Origin of the sequence: Jejuia pallidilutea, assembly GCF_002973595.1 — a bacterium.
In the GTDB taxonomy this organism is placed as follows: Bacteria; Bacteroidota; Bacteroidia; order Flavobacteriales; family Flavobacteriaceae; genus Jejuia; species Jejuia pallidilutea.
In genome coordinates, this window is the sequence record NZ_PVEO01000001.1 from 609,042 (window position 1) to 623,910 (window position 14,869).

Consider the following 14,869-nt stretch of genomic DNA (forward strand, 5'->3'; position numbering starts at 1 on the left):
TAAAAATTAATTAATAGCATCACCACGAAGTCTTCTAAACTGTTTTCTTGCTTCTACAAAGTATATACTATCGGCATGGTTAAAAACCAAGTCTTTATAAAGTGCTTTGGCTTTATCTGGTGCATTTAAATGGCGTAAATACAATTCTGCTAAACTGTAAATGGCGTTATCTATTAAAATACCATCTCTATAATTATCTATAATAAGTTGATAGTTTACCGCTGCTTTTTCAAACTGTTTTTTAATTTCAAAAAGTTGCGCTTGTTTGTAAATTGCTTGCGGTATTATAGGTTCTGTTTTATGCTCATCTATAATTTTATCTAGTAATGCAATCGCCTCGTTATTTCTATTTTGAAAAGCTAACAAATCTGCCTTCGCATACTGCTTTAGTGCTGTTTGAAGCGAATCGCCGTATTTATTATCGGTAATTAATAACTTTAAATCTAAAGCATCGTTTGCAATTAACTGTGAGGTAGAGGATTTTAAGATTTTTAGCTGCGATTCTGCCCATTTAAAATCACCTTTATAATAACTCGCCTTGGCTACTTTAAAACGTGCCATTTGAGAAACAGTACTGTTTTTTAAGTTTCGTTGTATTTGGGTGTAATAAATAAGCGCCTTGTTAAACGCTTCGTTTAACACTAAAATATCGCCTAGTTCTAGTTTTATTTCTGCCTTTTGAATATCGCTTATTGGTAATTTTAATGCGTTTTCTAATACCGCTGTAGCCTCATCTGTTTTGTTCATGTAAAAGGCTAAAAAATGCGCATAAGCTATTTGTAAATCTAATGTTTGTGCAAAAGTACCATAGGTTTTAAAAAGCTCTAAATATCTATTTTGCAAGTCTTTAAAAGTATCCTGATTAGCTTCTTTTGTTTCTATTTGAAGTACATCATAATATGCCATTAATTTAGTGTCGGTATCTTGTGCATTTTCAATAACGTAATTAAATATGGTTTTTGCTATATATCTTGCATTTTCTGTTTCGGCAATTCTACCCAAATTCATAATACGCTCTAAGCCTTCTTGATTTCTGGTCGTGATAGCTTTTTCTTGCACAAAGGCTTTGCTAAACTCTTTTTGCTGAATAAAGAGCCAACTTAACAAATCGTTCCAGATTACATTGGGCTCCTTTTGTATTTTTTTAATGAGTAGTTTTCGTAAAATGATGTTACTTTCGTTACTACCATCTTCACTAATAAAGCTGTTAAGCGCACGTTTTATATTACTTAATGATATTGGGTTACGTTCGGCAAAATCTATGTAGTTTAACATCATTTTTTCAATATCTCCTTTTTCGCCATAAATTTGGGCTAAAGGCAACTTTAAGTTAAGTTGTGGCTTTACTTCCATGGCCTTCTCGTAAGTAGTTGCGGCTTGTTCTAAAAGCGAATAATCTTGAAAAGTTCGCGCTACGGAATAAGCGTTATTAGGATTTACAAACAGGCTATTTATGGCAATAGTGTAGTTTTCGTTAGCCTTTTCTAAGTTGTTTTGCAACTGATAATTATACCCAAGAACAACATAAAATGCGGTATAATTAGTTCTATCAATTATTTCGGTTAAAAATTTTTCTGCCTCTTGGTATTGTTCTAATTGCTGATGAATATCAACAATTTGCCTAATGTAATCTATATTAGATTTGGAGTTAGCATAAAGCTTTTTGTAAGCTACTAAAGCTTTTTCGAAATCTCCATTTTTATAGTATTCCTTAGCAAACAAATCGTCTTGCCCCAAAATAATTGCAGGCACAAAAAACACTAAAGATAACAGTAGTCTCATTGCGTAAATATACTGAAGATAAATTGAAACTTACATTGTGCAAACACCAAAAATGCCCGAATATAACATTCGGGCATAACCAACCAAAATAATGTTCTATTAACTAAACTACCGAAATTAAAAACGATAGCTTCACTCGATTGGGGACAGTTTTTTTAGCGAAAAAAAATTATTTTTTTACAACTGCCATAGTTTTATTTTCAGGTTTTTCTAAACTAAAATCTGAAAACAAAACTTTACTTCCAATAAATAAGAGTGCTAAAAGCAGTATAATACGCAGTACATTCTTCATGGTTAAGTAGGTGATTAGATTTGGTTGAATAAAACTCTGAAATATAACCGAAATCACAAAGAAAAACACCTAAAAATCGTTAAACAACATGATAAAAATGCATTTAATCGATTAAATATTGAAATTATGAAAGAAAAAACATCAAATTTTATGAAATCCAGTATACTCACGTAATACTTCTGGAATTTCTATACCATCTTCAGTTTGATAATTTTCTAAAATACCTGCTAAAATTCTTGGCAATGCTAAAGCACTACCATTTAAGGTATGCGCTAATTCATTCTTTCCATCAGCATTTTTAAATCGAAGTTTTAAGCGATTTGCTTGAAAGGTTTCAAAATTTGAAACAGAGGACACCTCTAGCCATCTGTCCTGTGCTGTAGAAAACACTTCAAAATCGTAAGTTAGTGCAGATGCAAAAGAGGTATCACCTCCGCATAACCTTAAAATTCTGTAAGGTAATTTTAATGCCTCTAAAATTCCTTTTACATGGTTTACCATACCATCTAAAGCACTGTAAGATTTTGTAGGGTGCTCCACTCTTATAATTTCTACCTTATCAAACTGGTGCAATCTATTCAAACCTCTTACGTGTGCACCGTAACTTCCTGCCTCACGACGAAAACATGGTGTATAACCTGTAATGCCAATAGGTAAATCGGCTTCATTCAACACCGTATTTCTAAAAATATTCGTTCCAGGCACTTCTGCTGTAGGAATTAAATACAAATTGTCTTCGGTAACGTGATACATTTGTCCTTCCTTATCTGGCAATTGCCCAGTACCAATACCTGATGCTTCATTTACTAAAAGCGGAAGTTGATATTCTGTATATCCTGCTTCGGTATTTTTATCTAAAAAATAAGTAATTAATGCGCGTTGTAATTTTGCGCCTTTGCCTTTATACACAGGAAAACCAGCACCAGTAATTTTATTACCCAGATCAAAATCTATAATATCGTATTTTTTTGCAAGCTCCCAATGTGGTAAAGCATCTTTATGAAGTTTTGGTATATCGCCACACCTAAACACCTCTTCATTATCATCTTCTGTATTTCCATTAGGAACAGACTCATGTGGTATATTAGGAATTTGAAACAACAACTCCTGCAAACTATCTGCCGCTTGGTTAAGTTGTTCGGTAAGCGTTTTCGATGCTTCTTTCAACGCTCCAGTTTTAGCTTTTAGCACGTTAGCTTCTTCTACTTTTCCAGATTTAAAAAGCCCACCTATTTCTTTTGAAATTGAATTAGATTCTGCTAAAGTATTATCTAGTTCTGTTTGAATACTTCTGCGCTTTTCATCTAAGGCAATTACATCATCAATCATTGCAATAGCGTTAATATTGCGTTTACTTAAACGCTCGATAACTAGTGCTTTGTTTTCTCTAATAAATGGAACTTGTAGCATGGTTTAAAATTTAAGCAGCAAATTTAAGAAATACTGGTATACTTATTACTTTTTTGAAGGTAAAATCCATTCGCTATGGTGTAGAGGCGTCCACGGTACACTTGCGATGTCAACCTCAGGATTAACAAGTGTTTTTAGCGGCTTTCCATTTACGCTTATTCTACAATCTACATAAACAGAAACGTCTTGTCCGTTTCGCTTAAATTCCGCTTTTAAATATTGGGAAAACTGCCAAATAACATCGGGTTTTGTACTGGCACTTCTTTGTTGTTTTTTGGTTAAATAATCATCTAAGAGCACAACGGTTTTTGTTCCTGTAGCCTTATCTTTTACGGTATATGTTACCGAGCCGTTTTTTGCCCTAAGCATCATGCGCCAAGACAAACGATGTCCTTCTTCGGTCCATAACACATCTCCTTTAAAAAAATGGTGACGTAGTGGTAACACAATTTGAAACACAAAATAAATAGAAAACAGTGTGATGTAAATATTTTGGAAATTTGGAAGTTTTACTTCGGCGCCATCGTAAAACGCCCTACTTTTTAAAAAGATATTTCTAATAGTTTTTGGTGGAAAGAAAAACAAATAAAACGCTAGTGCCAAATAAGGAAAAATACCTATTTGAAAAACTATAGAATTAAATAAGTGAAAACCAATTGAAATTATAAAAGCCCATTTGCGTGTTGGTTTAAATAACAGAAGAGGCACAATTAAACCATCAAAAAAAATACCACCCCAAGTTAAAATATCTTGAATCCATTCTTGTTGTAAAATATCGCCAATAAGATAGTAATGTTGTTTACTTCTCATTAAAATTTTCATTACTGTACCATCTAACCAGTCGGGATACAACTTCGCTAACGATGCATATGTATACACTATAAAAAGCTGAAGAACAAACACTACCCTGCACCAATTGGGCATTGCATTGGTTTTTATAGATGTATTTAATTTTGAATCTACAGACACATCATGATGTGCTGGCATAAACACCATAATGGCACTTATAAGCATTAACAGATAATAGTGATTGTTGTATGACGATTTTTGCATTAAGTAACTTCCAGCCCAGAGCAACGTAAAGCTTATCATGCTAATACGGTATTTATAGCCCACCATTATAAGCAAACCAAAAACAGCCATAATACCATAATATAGATACATGCCCGTGCCTTGAAATACCTGTAACCATTCAAAACCTATAAAAGTAAATGTAAATTTTGGCTCTACCAAAGCCCGTTTTACCCATCCTGTGAGTATGGCTCCAAAAGATTCTAAAAAACAAAGTAGCCCAAAAAATATCCTAAAAATTACTAACTGCGAGTTATCAATATGTTTGAACAACCACTTATTTAGCATTGTAGCCTTCTATAAAGTTCAATGAAAATTCCTTGTCTTTTTCAAGCTGAAATTTTAAAGCTTCAACCGATTCAAATTTTTGTTCGTCGCGTATGCGTTCTAAAACATCTATCTGGAGCTTTTCTCCATAAATCGATTGTTTAAAATCAAAAAAATGGACTTCTATAGATTCGCTATCGCCGCTTACTGTTGGGTTCATTCCAATATTCATCATACCAAAAACGATAGTATTATTAATAATAGATTTTACTACGTAAGCGCCTTGTTTCGGAATGAGTTTATAATCTTCTTTAATTTTAATATTGGCCGTTGGGTAGTCTAACTGTTTGCCTATGCCTTTACCTTTTACAACAGTTCCCGTTAACATAAACGGATAGCCCAAATATCTATTTGCTTTTATAACGTTACCCTCTAAAAGTGCTTTTCGTATTTTGGTAGAACTCACTGCTACATCATTAATATCTTGGGCAGAAATCTCTTCCACTTCAAAACCAAACGCTTCGCCGTATTTTATTAAATCATTAATGTCTGCATTTCTGTTTCTACCAAATCTATGGTCGTAACCAATAATAACTTTTTTGGCATTTAACTTATCTACCAAAACACCTTTTACAAATTCTTCAGCCGATAGCCTTGAAAACGTTTTGGTGAATTTTTTAATCAATAAATAATCTAAACCTAAGTTATCAAGAATATTACTGCGCTCTTCAATAGTATTTATAAGTTTAATGCTAGAATCTTTTTGTAATACCATTCTTGGATGGGGAAAAAATGTAAGAATTACAGATTTTAACCCTTCTGCGGTTCCTGAATTTATAAGGCGATTTATAATTTTTTGGTGCCCTATATGAACACCATCAAAGGTGCCAATGGTTACTATTGTGGATGCTGTAGATTTGTAATTTTCAATTTTCAATACCTTACCCATAGGTGTTTTGGAATTGTTAATGTCGTTAAAATAAGCTAGATTTGCTTTTAAAAGACCCCTGTTTCGTTATGAAAACAAAACTACATTATGTTTTTGCAACCACCATATTTTTAATCGCTTTTTCAGCATTTTCACAAGACAACTTTTTTGTTAAGATACAACAGCAGCGAAAAACAAATACACTAAAAAACACTTCTAAAGCAGGCTTTACCTACGAGTTTAATTATAAAACTTTAAGCGCTGCTTTACAAAAAGCCTCTAAAAATGTTGCCTCAAAAACATCTCAAGTAACTATTAGTTTTCCAAATATACAAGGTGAATTAGAAAAATACAATATTGTTGAAGCCTCTGTTATGCATGCCGATTTACAGGCCAAATATCCAGAAATTAGATCGTATATTGGTTATGGCGTTGATACACCCACTGCATATTTAAGATTTAGTTTATCGCCTTACAAAGGGCTTACTGGTATTATTCTAGGAAAAGAAAATACTGAAATTTTTGAACCTGTTGCGGATAATAAAACTCAATTTAGGGTTAATTATAAATCTAACTTAGAAAAAACCAAAGGATTTAATTGTAAAACTTTAGATGATTTATCTCGTACTACTAATAAAACAAACGGCCTGAAAGATGCCGATGATAGCATACACAGGCTGTATACTTTAGCTTTATCGGTAACTGCCGAGTATGCTAATTTTCATGGAGGTACTTTGGCAGGTGTAAATGCGGCACTTGCTGCTACTTTAACCAATGTAAATGCTGTTTTTGAGAATGATTTTAACGTGTCTTTAGAACTTGCCGCCAATAACGATAATGTTATTTACTTTAATACAGCTACCGATCCTTACTCTGGGTTTAGCAATTACGCTTCAGAATTACAGAACACTTTAGACACTCAAATAGGCGATGCTAATTACGATGTTGGCCATTTACTTTCTGCCATAGGTTTTGATGGTAATGCAGGATGTATTGGTTGTGTTTGCACCCCTGGATTAAAAGGAAGCGGGTACACCTCGGATGATGAGCCTGTCGGTTTTAATTTCGATATAGATTTGGTAGCTCACGAAATAGGACACCAATTTGGAGCCAACCATACTTGGACACACGATGGAAATGAAGGGAGCAATGTACAAATGGAACCAGGGAGTGGCTCTACCATTATGGGCTATGCAGGAATTGCGGCTTCTGCAAATATTCAATTAAATAGCGACCCTTATTTTCATGCAATTTCAATTGAACAGGTCACAAATTTTATAAAAACAACGTCTTGTGCCAACGAAACAAATACAGGAAACACTACACCAACTGCCAATGCAGGACCAGACCTAATCCTACCCATTGGAACCGCTTTTAAACTTGTAGGAACTGGGAATGATACCGATGGAGACGTTATTACCTTTTGCTGGGAACAAATAGATGAAAACAACGCCTTAACAACATATCCTAATCCAAACTCTGGTAATGACGATGCAGTGTTGTTTAGATCTTTTACTCCTACCGCTAACAATACTAGGTACTTTCCTAATCTATCCGATTTAAGGTTTGGGGTTAATGCCAACCAATGGGAAAAAGTACCTAATGTAGGTAGAACTGCAGATTTTAGATTAACTGTAAGAGACAATAAACCCGGTGGCGCCAATAACGCACACGACGATATGCGTGTAACATTTAACCCCAGTTTTGGCCCCTTTCAAATTACATCGCAAAATACAACAGGTATTTCATGGTCTAGCGGCTCTACAGAAATCATTACCTGGGATGTTAACAATACCAACACCTTACCAGGCGCTTCAAACGTAAATATTTTATTGTCTACCGATGGCGGCGAAACCTATACCGAAATAGTAAGCAATATTCCCAATAACGGCAGTTATACACTTACTGTTCCTAATTTACCATCGCCAGATTGTAGATTAATGATTGCACCTACAAACAACAATTTTTTCGCTATAAATGCAGAAGATTTTGCAATAGACTTTGAGGTTAATTCCATATGTACACAATATAATTCTGCTAACAACCTAGGCATAAACATTACCGATAATAGTGGTATGTTTTCTCAAAGCGATATTATAAACATACCTGATGCATCTACAGTAACCGATATAAATGTTGGCGTTAATATTACACATTCCTATATTGGAGATTTGGGAATTGCCCTTGTTAGCCCAAATAACACCGAAGTGTTTTTAAAGACCTTAAGCGATTGTGATGACGAGGAAAACATTATTGGCGTTTTTGATGATGATGCCGTAGCTTTTAATTGTTTTAACGCCTCTGATAATATAGCGCAAAGACCTTTAAACGATTTACTAGAGACATTTAATGGTGAAAATGCTTCAGGAAATTGGACCATACGCTTAGGCGATTTTCAACCTGGAGATTCGGGCACTCTTAACTCTTGGTTTATTGAAATTTGTGAAACCACGCTAGCACCATTAGATGTAAGTGAATTTACTTTTGAAAAGGTAAAAATATTTCCAAACCCTAATGATGGGGAATTTACAATAAAAGTAGATTCTATGCACGCCAAAAAAGATATAAGCATTGAAGTATTTGATGTACGAGGCAGACGTGTTTACAAACAAAAATTTAAGGAAACCTCAAGACTTGACGAAACCATAAACTTGGGTAACATTCAATCAGGAATGTACATTTTGTATTTGAGTGATGCTACTAGAACTTACGCAAGAAGAATTGCTATTGAATAAATAATGCCTATTTCCCATTAAAGATATTCATAGTATTATTTACTCCTGCTAGCGCAAATGATTTTATTAGCTCCACTGATTTTTCTAGGTGTTCTGGCAGTTGTTCCTTTTCGGTTTCGCCCCATTCGCCCAATACATAATCTACTTGCCTACCTTTGCTAAAAGCATCACTTATACCAAATCTAAAACGGTTATACTTGGTAGTGCTTAATTTGTCTTGGATATCTTTTAACCCGTTGTGTCCACCATCGCTTCCTTTGGTTTTTAAACGTAAACTCCCAAAAGGTAAATTTAAGTCGTCTGTAATTACCAAGAGGTTTTCTAAAGGCACTTTTTCCTTTGTTAACCAATAAGTAACTGCTTTACCGCTTAGGTTCATGTAGGTGCTTGGTTTTAATAAAATTAATGTTCTACCTTTTAGTTTAAATGTAGCAATAGCACCTAATTTTTGTGTTTCAAAAGAGAAGGCTTCTTTTTTAGCAAAATGATCTAGAATTTTAAAACCTATGTTATGGCGTGTTTCCTCATACTTTTCACCAATATTTCCTAAACCAACAATTAAAAACTTTTTCATGGGATCTTGGTCTTCTTTTGGTTTTTTAGATTTAAATAACTTCAACAAAAACCTATACATCTTTTTTTTGCACAAATATAAAACAATAAATCCCGCAAAAAAGCGGGATTAATTCAACTTAATATTTTGAATGCGTTTTAACTTTTCAAAACATAGTTTCATTAAAAAGCATCCTAAATAAATTTAGAATGCCCTTAGTTAATCTATACACCTGTTACCTAAGACACTGCTTTAAGTTTTTTAAGTGTTGTTTTACTTAATTTATCTTCAGCGTAACTTTTGGTAACATTTAGCTTTTTATCGTTACTACTTGGTAATTCAAACATAGCATCTGTTAAAATTTCTTCACATAGAGAACGTAAACCTCTTGCTCCTAGCTTATACTCAATAGCTTTATCTACAATAAACCCTAATGCGCCATCGGTTATGGTAAAATCTATCTCATCCATAGCAAACAGTTTTTTGTACTGTTTAATAATGGCATTTTTAGGCTCAGTAAGTATAGCTCTTAGTGTTTTAGCATCTAGAGGATCCATGTACGTTAATACTGGGAGTCTTCCAATAATTTCTGGGATTAGCCCAAAATCTTTTAAATCTTTTGGAATAATATATTGCAGTAGGTTGTTTTGGTCTATAACCTCATCAGACATTGATGCAGCATAACCAACCGCTTTCATATTTAAGCGTTTTGTAATAACTCGCTCTATACCATCAAAAGCACCCCCAGCAATAAATAGGATATTTTCGGTGTTAACCTCAATAAATTTTTGGTCTGGGTGTTTTCTTCCGCCTTTTGGTGGCACGTTAACCACTGTTCCTTCTAAAAGCTTTAATAGTGCTTGTTGCACCCCTTCTCCAGAAACATCTCTAGTAATGGATGGATTATCACTTTTACGGGCAATTTTATCTATTTCGTCAATAAACACAATACCCTTTTCTGCTTTTTCTAGATTGTAATCTGCGGCTTGTAACAAACGTGTTAAGATACTTTCTACATCTTCACCTACATATCCAGCTTCGGTAAGCACTGTGGCATCAACAATAGCCAAGGGCACGTTTAACATTCTAGCTACTGTTTTGGCCATTAATGTTTTACCTGTACCTGTTTGACCAACCATAATGATGTTACTTTTTTGTATTTCTATATCATCATTTGTTGGTGGCTGCAATAAACGTTTGTAATGGTTGTAAACTGCAACAGACATTACTTTTTTGGTCATGTCTTGACCAATAATGTATTCGTCAAGAAAGGCCTTAATTTGTTGTGGTTTTCTAAGTTTTAATTCCGCCGATAAATCATTAGTGTCGTTTTGTTTAGATTCTTCTACAACTATACCGTGTGCTTGCTCGATACACCTATCGCAGATATGCGCATCTAAACCAGCTATTAATAAATTGGTTTCTGGTTTTTTACGACCACAAAACGAACATTCTAACTCTTCTTTTGCCATTAATCAGTTAAATTTAAGAGTAGTAAATTAAAATTTACTGTTTCTATTAGGACTCGTAAAAGTACGATTTTTTTTAGTTTCTAGCTAATATTTCGTCTATCATACCGTATTCCTTAGCTTTATCGGCCTTCATCCAATAGTCTCTATCACTATCTTCGTATACTTTGTCGTAATCTTGTCCTGTATGTTTACTAATTATTTTGTAGAGTTCTTCTTTTAGTGTTATAATTTCTTTTGCAGTAATTTCAATATCGCTTGCTTGCCCTTGTGCGCCGCCCATTGGTTGATGAATCATAACGCGCGAGTGTGTTAAACCGCTGCGCTTACCTTTTTCTCCAGCGCATAATAATACTGCACCCATAGAAGCTGCCATACCAGTGCAAATGGTAGCTACATCAGGTTTAATGAATTGCATAGTATCGTATATACCTAAACCTGCGTAAACACTACCACCTGGTGAATTAATGTATATTTGAATATCTTTATTGGCATCTGTACTTTCTAAAAACAGTAATTGCGCTTGTATAATGTTGGCCACTTGATCGTTTATTCCTGTACCTAAGAATATAATTCTATCCATCATTAAACGCGAAAACACATCAAAAATAGCAATGTTCATTTGGCGTTCTTCTATAATGTTAGGGGTAAGGTTGGTAGGATACATACTACTAATAATTTTATTGTAGTAAGTACTGCTTATTCCTTGATCTTTAATTGCGAATTTTTCGAATTCTTTAGCGTAATCCATAGTAGGCTTTATCGTTTTAATTTTAATATCTTGACTTACATCTAGATGTATTAATTTAAAGTTTTACAAAATATCCCGCAAAAAAAAGCGGGATTAGTTCAACTTACAGCTTATGGCAAATTTTAAGATTTACTATAATTGTGTTTAACTAAAAATGCGCTTGAATCTTAAAGATTCAAGCGCATAAATATAATGAATTATTATTTGATTATTTGTCGCCGTAAACTTCTTTAACAAAGTTTTCGTAACTCAATTCCTTTACCTTTAAGTTTGCTTTTTCTTTATACAATTCTATTAGTTTTTGGCTAATTAATTGTTCTGAAATTCTACGTGCTTCTTCTTGATTTCCAAGTACTCTAGCAGCAATTCCATCGAGTTCCTCGTCTGAAGGATTCATTTGGCCAAATTGTGCCATTTGTACCTTTATCATTTCTTTAGCATGTGCTTTTATGTCTTCTACGGTAACTTGAATGTTGTTATCTTCAATTAATTTGCCTTCAATTAATTGGTAACGCAAGCTTTTTTCAGACTTTTCGTATTCTTCTTTAGCTTGTTCTGCATCCATTTCATTTTCTCCAGAGGCTTGCATCCACTTGGTTAAAAACTCTCCTGGTAAATCAAACTTAGTATTGTCTACTAGGTATTCGGTAACGTCGTTTAATAATTTTTGGTCAGATTGTTGTTTGAATTGCTTTTCAGCATCTTCCTTTATTTTAGCTTTTAGCTCGGTAACCGATGTTACTTCACCTTTACCAAATAGTTTATCAAACAAATCTTGATCTAAATCTGCCAACTCACGTTTGTTAATTTCAGTAATTGTAAAAGATACTTCGATATCTAAACCATGAGCTCTATCATGGTCTATTTTTAACGCATGCATTAATTCATGGTCATCATCATAAAGTCCTTTTGTTTTTAAAATAATAACGTCACCAACTTTAGCACCTATAAATTGTTTTGATGTTGCTTTTCCTTTAAACTTATCTAGCGTTAAGGTTACAGTATTATCGATGTCTTCTTCCTCGTTGGTGTAAGTACCCGTAATTTCACTGTCTTCCTCAACAGTGTCTTGAGATACTAACTTACCATATTGCTTTTGTATACGCTCTATTTGCTCATCTATCATTTTATCATCGGCAATAATATTATAGTGCGTTATGGCCTTTTTGCTTTTAAGCTCTACATGAAATTCTGGTGCTAAACCTAATTCAAATTCAAAAGAAAAGCCATCGGCATCCCAATCTATATTATCTTGAGGTTTTGGTAACGGTTGCCCTAACACATCAAGCTTTTCTTCTGTTAAATATTTGTTTAATGCATCTTGTAAGAGTTTATTAACCTCATCTACCAATACTGCTTTACCGTATTGCTTTTTTACCATTCCCATTGGCACATGCCCTTTTCTAAAACCTGGAATGTTGGCAGTTTTACGGTAATCTGATAAAATTTTCTCTACTTTATCACTATAATCTTCTTTAGCGATGTCTACTTTAACTACCGCATTTAATGCATCTAAGTTTTCTCTTGTAATATTCATTGTTATGAAATAAGCCTATTTGGCATTTAATAGTTTAGGTTTTTACACCTTAAAATCTTTTAACAAAATTGGGATGCAAAATTAGTATATTTTTACATCCCAACAAAGTTTTTAATATACTGATTTACAGACTACTTTTTATCGTCTTTTAAAAGTGAATGTAATATAGATTGTAATATGGAGAGTAGGATACTAAAAAGTATTGCCCACCAGAAATTTGCAACTGCAAACCCATCTACCAGTTTGTCTGCTAAAAGAATAATAACGGCATTGATAACCAACAGAAAAAGCCCAAGGGTTAAAATAGTAGCCGGCAGTGTAAAAATTACCAATATTGGCTTTACTAGCACGTTAAGAATTGCCAGTACAAGTGCTACGATAAGTGCGCCAACGTAACCATCTACAGCTACACCAGTTAATAGGTATGCTAAAATAAAAACGGCTAGTGCGTTTAGTAAAAGTTTTAAAATGAGTTTCATAAGCTTCTTTGTTTAGTTTAAAAGTACAAAATATATTATTTAATAAATGCCATAACAGCATCAAAAAAATCTTTTGGGTTCTCTGCATGCAACCAATGTCCTGCATTTGGAATAGTTACAATATCAACATTTGAAAAATGATTTTTTATGATGCGTTCATCCTCTGGACCGATATATTCTGAACGGTCTCCACGCAAGAACAAAGTTTCTTTATCAAATCTTGCATAACTTGGTAGCGCTTCGCCAACTTCGGCTACTTCATCTTTTAGCACTTCTAAGTTAATACGAAGTCCTAGTTTCCCTTTTTCTACCCAATATAAATTCTTTAACAAGAACTGACGTGTTCCAAAATCAGACACATATTCGCTTAAAGCTTTATCGGCTTCACCTCTACTCTTTATCACATCAAAATCTAATGCGCTCAATCCGTTTAAAATAGTATCATGATGTACAGGATAAAACCTTGGAGAAATATCGGCTACCATTAATTTAGAAACCAAGTTTGGATATTCTGTTGAAAACAACATAGCTGTTTTGCCTCCCATAGAATGCCCTAAAAGGATAATGTTTTCTAAATTTTTGGCTTTACAATAGTTTTTTAAATCTTCTGCCAGCACTTCATAGCTAAATGCAGTATCATGAAAACTATGCCCGTGGTTACGTTGATCTACTAAATGCACTTCATACCCTAATTCTGCAAAGTTCTTTCCATGAGTTTTCCAATTATCACCCATTCCTAAAAACCCATGCAGGATTACAAATGGATATCCTTCCCCTAATATGTTTGAATGTAGTAACACTATGATTTTTGATTAACGATTAACAATTTTTGAATTTTAGAACCACACAATAAACATCTATTTAAGCCTTTGCAAATACATTTGTATCACGTTTTCAACACCTAAATATAAACTTTCAGCTATTAGGGCATGCCCTATTGACACCTCTAAAAGGTTGGGTATATTTTCTTTAAAAAACTGAATATTGTCTAACGATAAATCATGTCCTGCATTAATACCCAAACCCAGTTCGTTAGCCAAAACTGCACTTTCTGTGTAGGGCTTAATCCCTTCTTTATTGCCCAGGCCATATTGATGTGCAAAACGCTCTGTGTATAATTCTATTCTATCTGTACCGGTAGCTTTAGCGCCTTCAATTTGCTTTAAAACTGGGTCTACAAAAATAGATGTTCTTATTCCATTTTTCTGAAATTCAGAAATCACCTCAATTAAAAAGTCTTTGTGCTTAATAGTATCCCAACCCGCATTACTGGTTATGGCATCTTCGGCATCGGGCACCAAGGTAACTTGGGTAGGTTTTACCTCCAGCACCAAATCCATAAACGATTTTACTGGGTTGCCTTCAATATTAAATTCGGTATACACTACTGGTTTTAAATCTCTTGCGTCTTGGTAACGAATATGGCGCTCGTCTGGTCTTGGGTGTATGGTAACACCTTCTGCACCAAAACGCTGTACATCTTTTGCGAAATCTACTACGTTTGGCACATCGCCACCACGAGAGTTTCTTAAAGTTGCTATCTTGTTAATATTTACGCTTAACTTTGTCATTAATTCTGTTTTAAACCACAAAAA

Annotated in this window: 13 protein-coding genes; 1 reads left to right on the top strand and 12 read right to left on the bottom strand. The window is 34.0% G+C overall.

The genetic code is table 11. From position 1 onward, the window contains the following. Window positions 1-6: 6 nt before the first annotated feature. From CLV33_RS02685 to CLV33_RS02700, 5 genes are all read right to left on the bottom strand, one after another. Window positions 7-1,782, bottom strand: coding sequence for a tetratricopeptide repeat protein (locus CLV33_RS02685; protein ID WP_105472598.1), 1,776 nt, complete (start codon window positions 1,780-1,782; stop codon window positions 7-9). A gap of 169 nt (window positions 1,783-1,951) precedes the next feature. Further along, complete coding sequence (locus CLV33_RS17770; protein ID WP_262489559.1) at window positions 1,952-2,074, bottom strand: hypothetical protein; 123 nt, start codon at window positions 2,072-2,074, stop codon at window positions 1,952-1,954. 141 nt (window positions 2,075-2,215) lie between these two features. Then, on the bottom strand, window positions 2,216-3,484 hold the full coding sequence (gene serS / locus CLV33_RS02690; RefSeq protein WP_105472599.1) for a serine--tRNA ligase: 1,269 nt from the start codon (window positions 3,482-3,484) through the stop codon (window positions 2,216-2,218). A 45-nt stretch (window positions 3,485-3,529) separates the two neighbouring features. Beyond that, window positions 3,530-4,843 (bottom strand): HTTM domain-containing protein, encoded by a 1,314-nt coding sequence (locus tag CLV33_RS02695; protein ID WP_105472600.1) that lies wholly within the window; start codon window positions 4,841-4,843, stop codon window positions 3,530-3,532. Then, window positions 4,833-5,771 (bottom strand): bifunctional riboflavin kinase/FAD synthetase, encoded by a 939-nt coding sequence (locus CLV33_RS02700; RefSeq protein ID WP_042244327.1) that lies wholly within the window; start codon window positions 5,769-5,771, stop codon window positions 4,833-4,835. Before CLV33_RS02700 ends, CLV33_RS02695 begins: the two co-directional genes overlap by 11 nt. Window positions 5,772-5,839: 68 nt before the next feature. On the opposite strand from CLV33_RS02700, the gene CLV33_RS02705 reads away from it, so the two are divergent. After that, window positions 5,840-8,485: a zinc-dependent metalloprotease gene (locus CLV33_RS02705; RefSeq protein ID WP_105472601.1), complete on the top strand. Its 2,646-nt coding sequence runs from the start codon at window positions 5,840-5,842 to the stop codon at window positions 8,483-8,485. Window positions 8,486-8,492: 7 nt separating this feature from the next. On the opposite strand, the gene pth is transcribed toward CLV33_RS02705, so the two are convergent. The 7 genes from pth to CLV33_RS02740 all read right to left on the bottom strand — a co-directional run bounded on the left by pth (window position 8,493) and on the right by CLV33_RS02740 (window position 14,845). Continuing rightward, window positions 8,493-9,119, bottom strand: coding sequence for an aminoacyl-tRNA hydrolase (gene pth, locus CLV33_RS02710; RefSeq protein ID WP_105472602.1), 627 nt, complete (start codon window positions 9,117-9,119; stop codon window positions 8,493-8,495). 158 nt (window positions 9,120-9,277) lie between these two features. Then, the gene (gene clpX, locus CLV33_RS02715) at window positions 9,278-10,510 is read right to left on the bottom strand and encodes an ATP-dependent Clp protease ATP-binding subunit ClpX (protein ID WP_042244326.1); all 1,233 of its coding nucleotides are present in this window, start codon (window positions 10,508-10,510) and stop codon (window positions 9,278-9,280) included. Between the two features lie 73 nt (window positions 10,511-10,583). Continuing rightward, entirely contained in the window at window positions 10,584-11,258 is a 675-nt protein-coding gene (gene clpP / locus CLV33_RS02720; RefSeq protein ID WP_042244325.1) for an ATP-dependent Clp endopeptidase proteolytic subunit ClpP, read from the bottom strand. 208 nt (window positions 11,259-11,466) lie between these two features. After that, window positions 11,467-12,795 (bottom strand): trigger factor, encoded by a 1,329-nt coding sequence (gene tig, locus CLV33_RS02725; RefSeq protein WP_105472603.1) that lies wholly within the window; start codon window positions 12,793-12,795, stop codon window positions 11,467-11,469. A 131-nt stretch (window positions 12,796-12,926) separates the two neighbouring features. Then, the gene (locus CLV33_RS02730) at window positions 12,927-13,274 is read right to left on the bottom strand and encodes a phage holin family protein (RefSeq protein WP_105472604.1); all 348 of its coding nucleotides are present in this window, start codon (window positions 13,272-13,274) and stop codon (window positions 12,927-12,929) included. Between the two features lie 35 nt (window positions 13,275-13,309). Beyond that, window positions 13,310-14,074 carry an alpha/beta fold hydrolase gene (locus CLV33_RS02735; RefSeq protein WP_105472605.1) on the bottom strand — a complete coding sequence of 255 codons (765 nt, stop codon included), beginning with the start codon at window positions 14,072-14,074 and terminating at the stop codon, window positions 13,310-13,312. A 57-nt stretch (window positions 14,075-14,131) separates the two neighbouring features. Beyond that, window positions 14,132-14,845, bottom strand: coding sequence for a pyridoxine 5'-phosphate synthase (locus CLV33_RS02740; RefSeq protein ID WP_105472606.1), 714 nt, complete (start codon window positions 14,843-14,845; stop codon window positions 14,132-14,134). Window positions 14,846-14,869: the final 24 nt, after the last annotated feature.